This window comes from Aeromonas bestiarum, from assembly GCF_028751155.1.
Classification (GTDB): Bacteria; Pseudomonadota; Gammaproteobacteria; order Enterobacterales; family Aeromonadaceae; genus Aeromonas; species Aeromonas bestiarum.
In genome coordinates, this window is sequence record NZ_CP064746.1 from 1,074,819 (window position 1) to 1,090,068 (window position 15,250).

At 62.8% G+C, this 15,250-nt stretch carries 16 protein-coding genes; 7 read left to right on the forward strand and 9 right to left on the reverse strand.

Annotated elements, in window-relative coordinates; translation table 11 throughout:
- Positions 1–52: 52 nt before the first annotated feature.
- Complete coding sequence (locus IU367_RS05305) at positions 53–703, forward strand: cold-shock protein (protein WP_274453617.1); 651 nt, start codon at positions 53–55, stop codon at positions 701–703.
- A 261-nt stretch (positions 704–964) separates the two neighbouring features.
- Positions 965–1,921 (forward strand): sensor domain-containing diguanylate cyclase, encoded by a 957-nt coding sequence (locus IU367_RS05310; RefSeq protein WP_274453618.1) that lies wholly within the window; start codon positions 965–967, stop codon positions 1,919–1,921.
- Between the two features lie 45 nt (positions 1,922–1,966).
- Here the strand turns inward: IU367_RS05310 and IU367_RS05315 are convergent, their stop codons facing one another.
- Positions 1,967–2,875, reverse strand: coding sequence for a LysR family transcriptional regulator (locus IU367_RS05315; protein WP_274453620.1), 909 nt, complete (start codon positions 2,873–2,875; stop codon positions 1,967–1,969).
- 114 nt (positions 2,876–2,989) lie between these two features.
- Between IU367_RS05315 and IU367_RS05320 the strand changes: the two genes are divergently transcribed.
- Positions 2,990–3,235: a hypothetical protein gene (locus IU367_RS05320; RefSeq protein ID WP_274453621.1), complete on the forward strand. Its 246-nt coding sequence runs from the start codon at positions 2,990–2,992 to the stop codon at positions 3,233–3,235.
- Positions 3,232–3,885, forward strand: coding sequence for an HAD-IA family hydrolase (locus tag IU367_RS05325; protein WP_043135720.1), 654 nt, complete (start codon positions 3,232–3,234; stop codon positions 3,883–3,885). Before IU367_RS05320 ends, IU367_RS05325 begins: the two co-directional genes overlap by 4 nt.
- Before the next feature lie 57 nt (positions 3,886–3,942).
- Here the strand turns inward: IU367_RS05325 and IU367_RS05330 are convergent, their stop codons facing one another.
- Complete coding sequence (locus tag IU367_RS05330) at positions 3,943–4,545, reverse strand: nitroreductase family protein (protein ID WP_043135718.1); 603 nt, start codon at positions 4,543–4,545, stop codon at positions 3,943–3,945.
- A gap of 288 nt (positions 4,546–4,833) precedes the next feature.
- Between IU367_RS05330 and IU367_RS05335 the strand changes: the two genes are divergently transcribed.
- Positions 4,834–6,393, forward strand: a complete 1,560-nt coding sequence (locus IU367_RS05335) for a GGDEF domain-containing protein (RefSeq protein ID WP_274453622.1) — start codon at positions 4,834–4,836, stop codon at positions 6,391–6,393.
- A 210-nt stretch (positions 6,394–6,603) separates the two neighbouring features.
- Positions 6,604–7,074: a YMGG-like glycine zipper-containing protein gene (locus IU367_RS05340; protein ID WP_043555106.1), complete on the forward strand. Its 471-nt coding sequence runs from the start codon at positions 6,604–6,606 to the stop codon at positions 7,072–7,074.
- 82 nt (positions 7,075–7,156) lie between these two features.
- On the opposite strand, the gene IU367_RS05345 is transcribed toward IU367_RS05340, so the two are convergent.
- From IU367_RS05345 to IU367_RS05365, 5 genes are all read right to left on the reverse strand, one after another.
- Entirely contained in the window at positions 7,157–8,113 is a 957-nt protein-coding gene (locus tag IU367_RS05345) for a D-2-hydroxyacid dehydrogenase (RefSeq protein WP_241325200.1), read from the reverse strand.
- Between the two features lie 128 nt (positions 8,114–8,241).
- The gene (locus IU367_RS05350) at positions 8,242–9,006 is read right to left on the reverse strand and encodes a DUF3530 family protein (protein ID WP_103470965.1); all 765 of its coding nucleotides are present in this window, start codon (positions 9,004–9,006) and stop codon (positions 8,242–8,244) included.
- A 119-nt stretch (positions 9,007–9,125) separates the two neighbouring features.
- Positions 9,126–9,692 (reverse strand): elongation factor P, encoded by a 567-nt coding sequence (gene efp / locus IU367_RS05355; protein ID WP_042867629.1) that lies wholly within the window; start codon positions 9,690–9,692, stop codon positions 9,126–9,128.
- 45 nt (positions 9,693–9,737) lie between these two features.
- Positions 9,738–10,979: an elongation factor P maturation arginine rhamnosyltransferase EarP gene (gene earP / locus IU367_RS05360; protein WP_274453623.1), complete on the reverse strand. Its 1,242-nt coding sequence runs from the start codon at positions 10,977–10,979 to the stop codon at positions 9,738–9,740.
- A gap of 94 nt (positions 10,980–11,073) precedes the next feature.
- Positions 11,074–12,117, reverse strand: coding sequence for a GMP reductase (locus IU367_RS05365; protein WP_042867634.1), 1,044 nt, complete (start codon positions 12,115–12,117; stop codon positions 11,074–11,076).
- Between the two features lie 393 nt (positions 12,118–12,510).
- Between IU367_RS05365 and rloA3 the strand changes: the two genes are divergently transcribed.
- Positions 12,511–13,017 (forward strand): retropepsin-like aspartic peptidase RloA3, encoded by a 507-nt coding sequence (gene rloA3, locus IU367_RS05370; RefSeq protein WP_274453624.1) that lies wholly within the window; start codon positions 12,511–12,513, stop codon positions 13,015–13,017.
- Positions 13,018–13,095: 78 nt separating this feature from the next.
- Here the strand turns inward: rloA3 and IU367_RS05375 are convergent, their stop codons facing one another.
- Both IU367_RS05375 and IU367_RS05380 read right to left on the reverse strand, forming a co-directional pair.
- The gene (locus IU367_RS05375) at positions 13,096–14,538 is read right to left on the reverse strand and encodes an ATP-binding protein (RefSeq protein ID WP_274453626.1); all 1,443 of its coding nucleotides are present in this window, start codon (positions 14,536–14,538) and stop codon (positions 13,096–13,098) included.
- Complete coding sequence (locus IU367_RS05380; RefSeq protein ID WP_043555117.1) at positions 14,535–15,224, reverse strand: response regulator; 690 nt, start codon at positions 15,222–15,224, stop codon at positions 14,535–14,537. The genes IU367_RS05375 and IU367_RS05380 overlap by 4 nt, the downstream gene beginning before the upstream one ends.
- Positions 15,225–15,250 lie beyond the last annotated feature (26 nt).

Sequence of the window (15,250 nt, forward strand, 5' to 3'; positions counted from 1 at the left end):
CGCCGTTTTAGGGCAACATGGAGTCAGCATTGATGGCCACAAGGATGAGGGCATGCGTTATCAGGGACGGATCGCGAGCTGGAACGAGGCGCGAGGCTTCGGCTTTATCACGCCGGAGCAGCAGGGGGGCGAGCAGCAAGGGCGCGAGCTGTTCGTGCACATCTCGGCGCTGCAATCCGATGGCCGGCTGCCCGAGGCGGGGGAGCGGGTCTCCTACCAGATAGGCAGGGGCAAGGACGACAAGCCCAGGGCCGTGCAGGTGTTCTTTCCCGACCGGCCGCTGTCGCTGGCTGATACCTCCACGCCCCCCTTGTCCGGCAAAGACTCGGTCCGCCGACCGGTGGCCAGGGGAGCACAGCCAGCCGTTTCGTCCAGGCCCCGCCCTGGCCCCTCCTATCGCCGCAAGAGCAACTGGCGCGGCAAGTTGATCCCCCTGCTGGTACTGGCGGGCCTGTTTTCTGTCTACTCCCGCTTCTCGGCCGAGTCTGTCTCACCTCCGCCGGCCTCCTCTTTCAGTCAGGAGGAGGCCGGCAGCTCATACAGCCCCACCTTCGTCCGTCAGTGCGACGGTCGGCAGTACTGCTCCCAGATGACCTCCTGCGAGGAGGCGACCTGGTTTTTGCAAAATTGCCCCAATACCAAGATGGATGGCAGAGGGAGAGGCAATGGCATTCCTTGTGAAAGTCAGTGGTGTGGTCACTGAGCCCGGCCTGTTCGCTCGCCGCCGCGACTAAGTCGTGTGGCCACTGAGGCCGGATTGATCAATTGTTGTCGCGACTAACAGGTTGATAATCAAGGGCTCTTTATCCTGAAGGGTCATCACGGTCGGGGAGAAGGGGCCATCCCCTTGTTCCTCTGTGGTCGGTGACGGCATTTGGCGAAGTGAGTCAGGGCTGCTTTACTTCTGGTGATGACTCATTTGTCTCTAATTTTTGCTTGGCGTTTTCATTTCAGGATGACGGTCATGGTGGATGATTTTCGGGGCTCTCTGTTTCACTTTTCCGATCGGGCGCAGTATCTGGCGGCCTTGCTGAACTCGCTGGAAGACCAGATATCCGTGATTGATCGGGATGGGGTGATCCACTATACCAATCTCGCCTGGAACCGGTTTGCCGAGCAGAATGGCATGCCGCCAGGGTACAACTGGCTGGGGGTCAACTATCTGAGGGTGTTCGACAGCCTGGTCGATCCTCTGGTTCTGATGGCGGCAGAGGGGATCCGCCGCGTGCTGTGTGGTGAGCAGGAGCACTTCTCTCTGGAGTATCCCTGCCACAGCCCGGATATCCAGCGCTGGTTCATGATGCGTGTCTCTCCCGTGCTGGGGGTGGATGTCGAGTTTTACACCATAGCCCACATCAACATCACGGAGCGCAAGTTGCAGGAGCTGGACGTGACCCACCTCTCCCAGCACGACCCCCTGACCGGCCTGGCCAACCGGCGTCTGTTCAACAGCTTCCTGCATAACGAGTGGCGCCGCAGCATGCGGGAGCGTACGCCCATCTCCTTCATCATGCTGGATCTGGACAACTTCAAGGCGTGCAACGATCGCTTCGGCCATCAGGTCGGGGATGATTTCCTGCTGCAGGTGGGCCACCTGCTCAACGCCTTTTGCCAGCGGCCAGCAGACTTGCCAAGTCGGTTCGGGGGCGATGAATTTGCGCTGGTCCTCGGCAATACCGGCAAGGAGGCCGCCTTGCGGATGGGGGAGGCGATCCGCCTAGGGATCCACGCCTTGAGTACCGAGGAGGCGGGTGATGCCCGACTCAGTGCCAGCATCGGCATTGCCACCCAGATCCCTGAGCAACTGCCGGGCTCGGAGAACGAGCTGCTGGCAGCGGCCGACATGGCGCTCTATATGGCCAAAAAGGGGGGCAAGAATCGCTGCCACAGCGTCGGCTGTCCGCCATTACCCGCTCCTTGAGCACCACAGCCCCTTGATGGGGCTTTTTTTTGCGCATAAGCCGCCTCAGCGCTCGGGCACGGCCGAGCATGGCGTGGGATGCGCCGCCATGACCAGTTGCAGGAAACGATCGCGGATGGGATCGGCAAATGCCGGATTCCAGACCAGGCTGATTTCCCATTCTGACCAGGGGCCGGACAGGGGATAGAGGGTAACATCCTGGCCCGCAATGAAGCTGACGCTGCGCGGCAATATGGCGTTGCCTATGCCGGCGGCCACCAGGGCGACCAGAGTCTGGATATCTTCCGCCTCCTGCACCATGCCGGTCAGCCGGTTGGCGCCGAGGAAGCTGGCGATCTGCTGGCTGAGGCCCGGGCAGCGGTGCCCGACCATCTGCAACAGCGGTTGATGGGCCAGCGCCCACTCCACGTCGAACGCAGCCGGATCCGGCCTCGTCATCTGGCTGGGCACGGCCAGCACCAGCCGGTCGGTCAGCAGCCTGTGCTCCCGCAGTTGCGGCGCGTGCGGCCGGCGCATGAATCCCAGCTGCAACTGACCCGACAGCAATCGCTCGTGCTGGATGGCGGAGGTCATGTCCTGCAGATGCACCATCACATCTGGTACCTGCTGCTTGAAACGGGCGACCAGCGAAGGGGCCAGCGCGAAGCTCGACAGCCCGAAGCCAATTTTGAGCCGCCCGGCTATGCCGCTCGCCAGCGCCAGGGCGTGGCGCTCAAACCCCTTGCCGTGTTCGACCAGTGCGCTGGCCTGGGTGAGCAGCTGTGCCCCCATGGCGGTCAGTTCGGCGCCGTGGCGCCCCCGGTTGAACAGCGTGCTGCCGAGCGCCAGCTCCAGCCCCTGGATCTGCTTGGTCAGCGCCGGCTGGGTGATGAACAGCCGACTGGCGGCCTCCCGGTAGTTGGCGGTCTCGGCCAGCATCACGAACGCCTGTAGTTGCCTCAAGTCGAATTTCATTCCGTTTGGTTATCCAATGTGGCGATTTATTGATTATAAATTATCTAACCGCCTTGTTCTAATGGTCTCGTAACGGGCCATCTGCCCGCCTGACGCACAACGAGGAGCCATGTCATGTCTAGCGAACGCTATCTGTTTTTGATCAAGGGAACCCTGGTGATGGCCCAGCCTCTGGCGGCGCCGGAGACGGGAGAGCTACTGGCGAGCCTGCTGCAACAGGGATTTGTGGTGGCCCCCCAGCAGGTCTGGGCGGGCAATGCCGAGCAGGCGCTGGCCTGTTATGAGCAGGCGGCCCAGCAGTCGGTCCTCGCCAGCGTGCTGGCAGGGGCTGAGCCCGTGCTGGCAGGAGCCCCGTCATGACCCGGCTCACCTTGCGGGCCGCCGCCCTGCTGCTGGACATGGATGGCACCCTGGTTCACTCCACCGGCGAGGTGGAAACCGTGTGGCGGCTCTGGTGCCGACGTCATCAGCTGGCGCCCGAGCCCGTGCTGGCCATGTGTCACGGCCTGCGCTCGCGGGAGGTGATCCGGGCCCTGGCACCTCAGCTGGACATGGCGCAGGAGGTGGCCCTGCTCGATGAGCTGGAGATCCATCACACGGGGCGCGGCGAGGCCATCATGGGGTGCCGGGCCGTGCTGGCCAGCGTGCCCGCCGGACGTTGGGCGCTGGTGACTTCCGCCAGTCAGAGGGTCGCCCGCCATCGGCTGGCGAGCGCAGGTCTGCCACTGCCAGCCCTGCTGGTGGGGGCGGAAGACGTGATGCGGGGCAAGCCGGATCCCGAGCCCTATCTGCTGGCCGCGGCGCGGCTCGGGGTTGCCCCCGCCGACTGTCTGGTGTTCGAGGATGCACCGGCTGGCATAGAGAGTGCCCTGCGGGCCGGTTGCACAGTGGTGCAGGTCGGTGGCAACCGGCGGCTCGATCCGGCCGTGGCGGCGGTGATCCAGGATTGGCGCCAGGTGAGTGTGGGTGATGGGGTGGAGGGCGCGTTGCAGGTGACGCTGCTGATCTGATGGGGCGCCGCCAACAAAAAGCCCCCGGCGAGCGGGGGCTTGGGATGACGAGTCGGGTTACTTGAAGACGCGAAAACGCACTGCGTCGTCCATGAAGGTCTTGTCACCGGCCGGCTGCTTGATGCTGCCAAAGGGCATCTGGGCACGCAGTAGCCAGCTCGCGGGCAGGTTCCACTCCTTGCGCACCGCTTCGTCGATCAGCGGATTGTAGTGCTGCAGGGAGGCACCTATCCCTTCCTGTGCCAGGCTGGTCCAGACCGCAAACTGGGCGATGCCCGTGCCGTGTTCGGACCAGATGGGGAAGTTGTCGGCATAGAGGGCGAACTTCTGTTGCAGATCCTTGATCACATCCGTGTCTTCGAAGAAGAGCACAGTACCGAAACCGGCGCGGAAGCTGCCATCCACCTTGGCTTCGCTCTGGGCATAGGCCTCTGGCGGCACTATCTTCTTCAGCTCCGCCTTGACGATATCCCACAGCTTGTGGTGCTGGGCGCCAAACAAAATGACGGCACGGGAGGTTTGGGAGTTGAAAGAGGAGGGGCTGTGCTTGATGGCATCCTGGATCAGGGCCGTGAGCTGCTCCGGCGTGTGGGAGACCTGGTCGCCCAGGGCATAGATGGTACGACGTACTTTGATCTGTTCGATAAACGGACTGCTCATAACATCTCCTTGGTTTGACAGAAAATCGCATTCGGCGGCCAGCAAGAAGGCCATCCGGCTCCGATTGTTCAAGCTATAGACTATAACACCCCCTTCCCGCTGAACCGTCAACGCACAGTGGTCACTGTTTTTACTTTTTGTGGATATTCATATGCGCAGTCTGGATGAGCCACCTCGCATCTTTATGTTTCTTGTCAACTAGCCCTCATTCAGCTGATTTCAATCAATGATTAATCCGGCATTTTCACCATAAAATCCTGTCACGTCGGCTGTTTTCAGGGAGCTATGATGATCCAGTGGGTGCTCAACCGGCGCTACTATGTGTTGACCTCGTGCTCCTTCCTGCTGGGCGCTCTGGTGCTGGTCGCCACCCTGACCCTGGCTGCGGTCAGTTATCTGCGCAGCATAGACAAGACGATGGCCGGTTACGGTCACATGATCTCCTCCATAGAGGCGGCGCTCATTCACGAGCTGGTGCTGGCCAACCAGCGTCAGCTGGCCGTGCTGGAGGCATCGCTGGACAAGGCCGCCATCGCCCGTGGCGAGCCCGCCGACAACCCGATCTGGGCCATAGCCCATCAGATCAAGCGGGACGATCACTACATCTACTTCTACAACTCCCGCTTCGATCGGATCAGCAGTTATCCCCTCTGGGAACAGCCAGCCGAATACAGCGCCGCCCTGCGCCCCTGGTACCGGGTGTTGTCGATGAAAGGGGACGAGCTGGTCTGGTTTGGCCCCTATCAGGAGTACAGTTCCCACGAGCGCATCCTCACCCTGATCAAGCGGGTGAAGGATGATGAGGGCAAGCTGCTCGGCCTCCTGATGGTGGACATGTCGTTCAACGCCATTCAGCAGGCGCTGCAACGGGCCATGGGCAGCAACCAGGCGGCCATCTACCTCAGCCAGCGGGGCAGTGACCGCCTGCTGGTGGGCAGCAAGATGGCGCTCTATGACAGGGCGCACGCGACGGCAGAGCCCCATCTGCTGGGGCTGGATGTGATCTGGCATGGCAGCCACCTGAGGCGCGAGCTGGAGGACATAGACTGGGACCTCAACATCTATCTGCCTCCCGCCCTGTTTCGTGACAGCCTCTACGAGGCCCTGCTGATGGTGGTGTTGCCGCTGCTCTCCCTCTTCATCATCTGGTTTTGCAGCATCAATTTTCTGGTGCGGGTGTTCCGTCAGGAGCAGGCGCTGGTCTCGGGTTCGCTGACCGGCATAGTGCAAGCACCCTGTTGTCCCAAGCCTTCGCTCCATCTGAAAACCTGGTTTGTACGCAACAGCCTCAGCGAGATAGAGCAGGTCCGCACCAGCTTCCTGCAGGGACAGGATGCGCTGCTGCACGATCCCCTCACCGGCATCATGAACCGGCGCGCCTTTACCCAGCGCCGCAGCGAGCTGGAAGCAAATCGGACGCCCCACTGGCTGGTGCTGTTCGATGTGGACAATTTCAAATGCATCAACGACAGCTGGGGCCACAGCGTGGGGGATGGCGTGCTCTGCCGGGTGGCTGAGCTGATGGTGGCCGAGCTTGGCAGCGGCAGCGCCTACCGGATCGGGGGGGACGAGTTTGCTGCCCTGCTGCCGTGGACGCGCCATGAGCTGGAGCCCCGGCTGAACCAGCTGCTGGCCCGGGTACGCAATCAGCAGTGGCGGGAGTTCAGGGCAGAGGTCACCCTGAGTGCGGGCGGCGCCCACTATCCGGATGATGCCCTCTTTCTGTTCGAGCGGGCCGACGAGTGTCTCTATCGGAGCAAGCGGCTGGGGCGCGACTGCTGGTCGCTGACAGAGCGGAACCGACAGGGCGAGGGTGCTGACAGATCCTGTCAGAGCGATAACGGTTAAGTGATCTCCGTCGCTCGGTCAACCTTGGACCCCTTCTGCATACGGTTTCCTTCTTGTGCTTTTTTGGCAAATAAATTCAATGTGTTACGAATTAACTTGTCAGCCTGGACGAGGTGAATGGGGCTGTGTGTCGCTCTCCTGCGACAGTGGCGCCGTTTGTCGGGAATTGTATAGTTCGGGGAAATTAATCAGGTTTGGCAGGAGTACCCCATGGAGATGAAAAAGCACGGCATGAGCGCCCTGGCCCTGTTGGGCTCCCTGTTGCTGGCGAGCGGCGCAGTGCAGGCCTCGGAAACCCTCAACACCATACTCGGCGGCGGTGCCGGTGGCGTGGCGGGCACCATGATAGGCAAGGAGCTGGGGGGCGATACCGGCGCCCTGGTGGGAGCGGCAGTCGGTGGTGCGGCCGGTGGCGCCGCCACCGCCAACAAGGGCAACAAGAATGAAGCCGCCCTGGGGGGCGCTGTCGGTGCCCTGGGTGGGGCGGCCATCGGCAAGAGCGTGGGAGGCAGCACGGGTCAGCTGATCGGTGCCGGCATCGGCGGCGCCAGCGGCTCGGCCATAGGTGCCAAGACGGGAGACGGTCACAAGAGCAGCAACGATCGCTACTACGACGATGAGCACAGGCACCACAAGAAACACAAGAAGCACAAGAAACACAGATGGCACGACGATGACTGATGTCAGCCGTGCTGGCTGGCGTGCCATGGTGGCGAGCCATAGACAAAAAGGGGCCAACAGGCCCCTTTTTGTATGGTGTGACTCAGACCAGCCGGTGCTGGCGCCGTCCCTCGGCGAAGGCGTTGATGTTGTCGATCAGCTGATCCGCGAGGCGCTGCATTGACTCCTCGCTGGCCCAGGCCACGTGCGGGGTCAGGATGAAGTTGGGGTATTGCAGGGCCTGCATCAGCGGGTGATCGGGGGGCGGCGGCTCGACGCTCGCCACATCGAAGCCGGCGCCACCGAGTCGGCCGTTGGCCAGTGCCCGCAGCAAGGCCTCTTCATCCACCAGGCCGCCACGACCCACGTTGATGAGCAGGGCGCCCGGTTTCATCAGCGCCAGCTCCCGCTCGCCTATCAGATGGCGGTTATAGGGGGTGAGCGGGCAGTGCAGGCTGATCACATCCGCGCTTTGCAGCAGCGCGTCCAGCGGCAGCCGATCCTCATCGTGGCTGGCCCCCACCTGGCTCTGGGCGTAGCGCACCTCCATGCCGATCCCCCTGGCCCGCTCGCCGAGCGCCTGGCCCAGGGTGCCTTTGCCTATGATGCCGAGTCGCTTGCCGTGCAGATCCATGATGGGGTGATCGAAGAAGCAGAACTGGCCGCTCTGCTGCCAGCGCCCCTCCAGCAGGGACTGGCGCCAGGCGAACAAATTGCGCGACAGGGCCAGCATCAGCGCCATGGCGTGCTCCGGCACCGAGGGGCCCGAGTAGTTGCGGATGTTGCACACCCCGACCCCGGCGGCGCGGCACGCCTCCAGATCCACGTTGTCGCTGCCGGTGGCAGCCAGGGCGATGAGTCTCAGATCCGGCAGCTGGGCCAGCTCGGTGGCGCCGATGCGCACCTTGTTGATGATGGCGATGCTGGCGCACTGGAGCCGCTCCACCACCTGTTCGGGATCTGTGCTCGGATGGCTCTGCCAGTGGTGGGGGAAGCCGGGATGGTGCAGGGTGACACCCGCATCCAGGGTATCGCTGTCGAGAAACACAATTTGCTGCATGACGCCTCCTGCCATTGGTGCGGACATGATGCCAAACATGGGCACTCGGGGGCCAGCCCGAACGGGCTCAGCGGCGATCCGATCGCGACGGATGTGAGGCAGGCAGCATTTTGGTGCTGCGGCAGGGCTCAGAGCCAGCCGAGGTGGGTGAGCCAGCCCTGAATGCGGGTTGGCGTCTCATCCAGCTCCATCAGGGCGTAGGGACGGTAGTTGAGCTTGTGGCTGCGGCGGCTCTCGCTCTGGCGGGCCTCGGCGGCGAGCAGAGGCCAGCGGCCGCCCGCTTCCTGATAGAGATCCAGGGTCGGCATGGTGGCCTGGGCCACCTGCTTGGCCAGGGTCTGGTTGCTCTGCTGGTTGGGGAAGAAGCCGTCCAGCAGCACCAGGGCATCCGGGGCGGGCAACTGTTCGCTGGCGATGAGGTTGGTGGCCCAGGCGGCGCTGGTGCCCTGCGCTAGTATCAGCTTGAAGCCCCCCTCCTGCAGCTTGGCGTCCCCCAGCTTGCTGATGCGGGTGGCAAACTGCTTGCGAAAGTCATCGATGGCCTGCTGCTTCTTCTCGGCGGCGGGATCCAGCTCAATCTGCTGGGGGGAGGGGAGCAGCAGCAGGGTATCGAAGCCGAGCCGGCCGAGGGCCCGGGTCAGCTGCCACAGCTGGCCGCTGCGCTGCCAGTCCGGCAGCAGGATCGCCAGCCCGACATAGCTGTCGCTGTCGTGCTTGGCAAACAGCACAGTCTGCTTGTCTATCTGGGTGCTGTTGGGCAGCCCCTGCCAGTCGCTGTTTTGCCAGTAGTCGAGGGGCTGTGGCTCGGCGACGGGGGGCGCGACATCGCTGGCCTGCAAAGGGTTGCTTGCCAGCAGGGTCAGTAACAGCAGTGATAAGGATAATCTGGCCATAGTGCGCTCCCCGGTTAACTGGGTTAGCGGCACGGGGCCGGTTTTCTGAAGCGCGGGTATGGCATCAATAAAAAAGCGAGCCATTGGCTCGCTTTTTTGCATTCAACTCAAGGGGTCGATCAGGAGATGCGACGCTTGAATTCGCCGGTGCGGCTGTCGATTTCGATCTTGTCACCGATCTCTACGAAGGCGGCAACGGCCAGCTCGTAGGTGGTGCCCTTCAGACGGGCAGGCTTGGTCACTTTGCCTGAGGTGTCGCCACGGGCGGCCGGCTCTGTGTACTCGACTTCACGCACGATAGTGGTCGGCAGTTCGACGGAGATGGCTTTCTCGTTGTAGAAAGTCACTTCGCAGATGTCTTCCATGCCGTCTACCAGGTAGTTCAGCACGTCACCCAGGTTGTCTTTCTCGACGTCGTGCTGGTTGTACTCGGTGTCCATGAAGACATACAGAGGGTCGGAGAAGTAAGAGTAGGTGCACTCTTTACGCTCCAGCTGAACCACGTCCAGCTTGTCGTCGGCCTTGAATACGGTCTCGGTCGCGCTACCGTTGAGCAGACCCTTCAGTTTCATCTTGACCACGGCGGAGTTACGGCCGGATTTGTTGAACTCAGCCTTCTGGACCACCATCGGCTCGGTGCCGATCATGACTACGTTACCAGCGCGGATTTCCTGTGCGGTTTTCATGTAAAAAATTCCTGTTCGTGAAACGGACGGATAAAAACTGCCAGATTATATACGGCTTTCTAAAAATTTCACCAACCGCGTGACGAGATCCCCGTCCGCGAGTGGCTTCTGTGACCAGCTTCGCGCATGTTGCCGCCAAATGGCACCGTATCGCGGCCATTGGGCCCAAAGTTCGCGGGTCGCTTCCCCCTGATTGAGGGCGTGGCTGAAGGCGCGCAGCCACTGGGCCGTGTCCGCGGGCAAGTCTGCCAGATAGTGATCGAGAAAGCCGTCCAGCTTGACCATGTGGGCCTGCTCTTCCTGCTGGTAGATGTGCCACAGGAAGGGGCGACCTGCCCACTGGGCCCGCACGAAAGAGTCCTCGCCGCGCACCAGATTGAGATCGCAGCTCCACAGCAGCCGATCGTAACCGGCCTGATCGGTCATGGGCAGCAGCTTGATGCGCAGAGTGCCCGAATGCAGCAGGTCCCCCGCTTGCGCGGTGGCGATGGCGCTCTCAAGGCCGGCGCCGCGCAGCACGTCATCGAGGGAGCGGCCGAGGGGCAGCAGCAGGGTGACGGGGGTTGGGCTCTGGCACCAGCTGTTGACCAGACTCAGCAGCGCGTCGCTCTCGTAGGTAAAGAGGCTGACCCTCAGCTCGTCGTTCGCTTGAGGTGGCAGCCCCAGGCCGGCCCAATAGGCCGCAAGACCGGCCTTATCCTGTTGCCACTGTTCACGTTCGGCGATAAGCCCCCGCTCGCACAAGAGGCCGCCGGTTTTAGGGGTGAAGCCCGGGAAGAAGAAGTATTTGTTGAGGCTCAGGTCGCCGAGGCTCTGGTTAACGAGACGTTGCGGCGAGGCGAGGCCGTGGCAATCCTCGACCCAGGATTCGGCCGAGAGGTACTCCAGATTGATCCAGCAGGGGGGCCTGGGTTGGCTGGCCATGCGCTCGATGAAGGGAGCGGGCAGTTCGCAGGCGAACGCCTCTATGACCACCTTTGCCGGGATCACATCCGCCGGCAGCGCGTCGTGCCAGTGCTGGATATAGATGCCCGCGACCCACTGGCCATCTTGCGCGGGATCGAGTCCCGGGCAGATGCGGGCAAAGCTCGCCAGATCGTCCACCCAGAGCCTGACGTTTGCTTCACTGCCGTGGGCCAGCCCTTCTTCTGCTTCGCTAGCGTGGGTCGGGACATGCCCTTCCCGCTCCAGCTGGCGGGCCAGTCGCCAGGTGACGCCTATGTCGCCGAAGTTGTCCACTACGCAGCAGAAGATATCCCAGTCAAACGGGGGGAGGGGGCTGGTCATGTCAGGGCATCCAGATGCAAAAAAACCGGTGCGCAGGGTAGCACACCGGTTGGCTGGCTTCTAACCGTCAGCGCGTGACGGTGGCTGCGGCAGGTTACTCCTTGCCGTAGACGTTGTTCTCTTGTTCGCGCACCCGGATAAAGGTGGTGCGTTTGGTCAGCTCTTTGAGCTGGCTGGCGCCGACGTAGGTGCAGGTGGAGCGCACGCCGCCCAGGATGTCGCGCACCGTGTTCTCGACCGGGCCACGGTAGGGCAGCAGCACGGTTTTGCCCTCGGAGGCGCGATAGTCGGCGACGCCGCCGGCGTGCTTGTCCATGGCACTCGATGAGCTCATGCCGTAGAACTTCATGAAGGGGGTGCCATCCACGTCCACCACTTCGCCGCCGCACTCCTCGTGGGCTGCCAGCATGCCGCCCAGCATCACGAAGTCGGCGCCGCCGCCGAAGGCTTTGGCCACGTCACCCGGGCAGGTGCAGCCGCCGTCACCGACGATCTGGCCACCGAGGCCGTGGGCCGCATCGGCGCACTCTATGATGGCGGAGAGCTGGGGGTAGCCGACCCCTGTCTTGACCCTGGTGGTGCAGACAGAGCCCGGGCCTATGCCGACCTTGACGATGTCGGCGCCGGAGAGGATCAGCTCCTCCACCATCTCGCCTGTGACCACGTTGCCGGCCAGGATGACGTGGTTCGGGCAGGCTTCACGTATTTTGCGCAGGAACTCGACGAAGTGCTGGGAGTAGCCGTTGGCCACGTCCACGCAGATGAAGCGCAGGGCCGCCGACATGGCCAGGATCTGGCGGGTCTTGATGAAGTCCTCTTCAGAGGTGCCGGTCGATACCATCACATGGCCCAGCAGCGCCGGGTCTGTCTCGTTCACGAAGGCTTGCCACTGCGCAAGGCTGTAGTGCTTGTGTACTGCGGTCATCATCTCGAAACCGGCCAGGGTTCTGGCCATGGCGAAGCTGCCGACGGTATCCATGTTGGCGGCGATGACGGGAACGCCCTGCCATTGAGTCTGGGTGTGCTTGAAGGTGAACTGACGGGTCAGGCTGACTTGGGAACGGCTCTTGAGAGTGGAGCGCTTGGGGCGGAACAGAACATCCTTGAAACCTAGCTTCAAGTCTTCTTCGATACGCATGACGAATTCCTTATTGAGCCTTGTTGAAAGTCACTTTTGCAGTGGTCAATTTTCGGCAGGCGCAAAAAAACCGGCGGTTTTCATGGCCTCCGGTTTACAACAGTGTAGGCAAAAATCCCGCCAGAACAAGACTGATAATTCACTCATCATTGTGTTAGCCTTTGGCGTCACAACCTGAGCGCAGCCTCGGGTGTCATCCAACACCGCTTTTCGGCCTGAACCTCCCCGCGAACACACTCCTCAATCACGCCTTTTTACCAACCCATGTCGCGCCTTCGACGCGGGCGGAACAAGTCCGTCTGCCGCCGCGCTTCGCCAGTTGACAGCCGCCGTTTGCATCCCCATTCTGGGCCTCTCGGGCCAGCCTGGGCCCTGTCTGGACGAGGAACTGACATGTTTGGATCGCGAATGATGCCGCTGTTGCTGCTGGCCTGCCTCTCCCTGCCGGGGGCTGCCCGTGCCGCCTCGGCTCCCGCCGTGTACGGCTGGATCGAGAAGGGGCTCATCATGCCAAGCGGCGTGGCGGTGAAGATGAAGCTGGATACCGGGGCGCTCACCTCCTCGATGGATGCGCGGGATCTGCACCACTTCAAGCGCGATGGCAAACCCTGGGTGCGCTTTACCCTGCTGGTGACGGATGCCAATACCGACCGGCAGGTGCGCCAGACCCTGGAGCGGCCGGTGGAGCACATGGTGACGGTGCGCGGCGCCGGCGGCATGGAGCAGCGCCCCACGGTCACCATGTCCATCTGCCTGGGCGACAAGGTGTATGAGGAGTGGTTCACCCTGCGGGATCGCAGCAAGATGATCTATCCGGTGCTGCTCGGTCGCCGTCTGCTGGCGGATCTGGGGGCGGTGGATTCGAGCCGTACCTTCACTGTGCAGCCCGGCTGCCGCTGAGTGGTGTCGCGCCAGAGGCGCTGCAAACAACAGAAACGGGGGCTCAGGCCCCCGTTTTCCATGCGCGCCGAGGCGGTATCATGAAGAAGGCTGCGGCGGCACGGGCAGCAGCACGCTTACCTCCAGTCCTCCCTCTGACCGGTTGTGGATGTCCAGATCCGCGCCGTGCAGCTGGGCGATGCGCGAGACGATGGCCATGCCGAGGCCGACCCCGTCTCCTTGCTGGGGATTGACCCGAAAGAAGCGCTCGCACAGGCGTGACAGGGCGGCGGTGGGGATGCCGGGGCCGTTGTCGCGGATATCGACCCTGACCCTGTTGCCTTCGTGCCGCACCTCGACCGCTATCTCGCCCTGCGCCTGGGTGTAGCGCAGCGCATTGTCGATGAGGTTGCTGAACATCAGCTCCAGCAGGGTGGCTTGCCCCATCACGGTGAGCTGCTCCGGCCCCTCCAGCGACAGCTGCTGATCCTTTTTCAGGGCTATGGGGGCCAGGGTGGCCAGGGTGCCTTGCAGCAGCTGGTTCAGATTGAGCTCGGTCAGCTCCAGCCCCTGCTGGTTGTCGATACGGGCCTGGGTCAGCAGCTGGCGCAGCAGGCGATCGCTGCGATCGAGCGCCAGCAGCATCTTTTGCAACGACTGCTCGCGGCTGGCGTCATCCTCGGCTGCCAGCGCGTTTTCGCTGTGGATGCGCAGCACCGCCAGCGGGGTGCGCAGCTCGTGGGCCGCCTCGTTGGTGAACTGCTTCTCCCGCTCTATGGTGTCTGCCAGGGCGTGCATCAGGCGGTTGATCTCGTTGGTGAGCGGGGTCAGCTCCTGGGCGCGGATCTTCAGGTTGAGCGGGCTCAGGTTGGCGGGGTGGCGTTCGCCTATGGCCTGGGCCAGCAGCCGCAACGGTGCCAGGCCGCGGGAGATGAGCCACCACAGCAGGCAGAGCAGGAAGGGCAAGGTGATGAGCAGCGGCAGCATGGTCAGGGTGGCCATCTTGCTGGCCAGTTCGCTGCGCTCGTCGTCCCGCTCCGCCACCACCAGCCAGGTATGTTCGCCCCGGTTGTAGAGGGTGAAGGTGCGCCACTGATGCTGGTCTTTCTCGACCGTGTTGAAGCCGGGGGCCAGTTCGACCAGTGGCTGGCTCGGAGCGCTGGGGGAGCGCAGCAGTATGCTGCCCTGTTCGTTCAGCAGCTGGAAGTAGAGGTTGCGTTCGAACTCGTGGCCGAAGGGGGTCAGCTCCCTGTCTTCGCCGCTCAGATTGAGGCTGGTGTCCTTTTGCCACTGATCCGGGTTGTGTTGCTCCCAATCTTCGTAGACGGTGCCGTTGGCGGGCAGCTCGCCATTTTGCTCCAGATAACGGCTGAGCAGCTGATTGGTGATGCGGGAAGACTGGGCGAGGCGGGCATCGAACAGCTCCTCCATCTCGTGGCTGGCCTCCAGATAGCCGATGAGGGCGCTGATGGCCAGGCTGACGCTGACCAGCGCCAGTATGCCGGAGAGCAGAAAACGGCGGATGGAGCGGGGACTCGTCATGCCCGGCCGTCCCGGCGTTGGGCCTGCTCAAGCTGGGGAATGATGTAGCCGACCCCGCGAATGTTGCGGATGAGGTCGCTGTAGAACTTCTTGCGCAGGTGGTGGATATGGACCTCCACAGCATTGCTTTCGGCCCCCTCATCCCAGCCGTAGAGGCTCTGTTGCAGCTGATCCTTGCTCAGTACCCGGCCGCTCTGGGTGATGAGTTCCTGCAACAGCTTGTATTCGTGGGGGGTCAGCTTGACCGGCTCGCCCCGATAGATGACCTGCTGAGACTCGGGATAGAGCTGCAGCTCGCCATATTCCAGCATCGCCTGGGCCTGGCCCTTGCTGCGCCGCACCAGGGCGCGCAGGCGGGCGTTGAGCTCCTGCAGGGCGAAGGGCTTGACCATGTAGTCGTCGGAGCCCGCATCCAGCCCCAGTACCCGGTCGTCCAGGGCGTCGCGGGCGGTGAGGATCAGCACCGGCAGTGTCTGGCCTTCCCGGCGCAGCTTGCGCAGCAGGCTGATGCCGTCGATATCCGGCAGGTTGAGATCCAGAATAAGGGCCGCAAACTCCTCGCTCTTGAGCACCGACAGGGCGGGCAGCCCCTGCTGTAGCCAATCCACCGTGTAGCCACTGCTGCGCAGGGCATCCACCATGCCATCACCCAGCATCACATCATCTTCGACCAACAGGATCCGCATAGTCACTCCCCCCTTAAACGACGCTG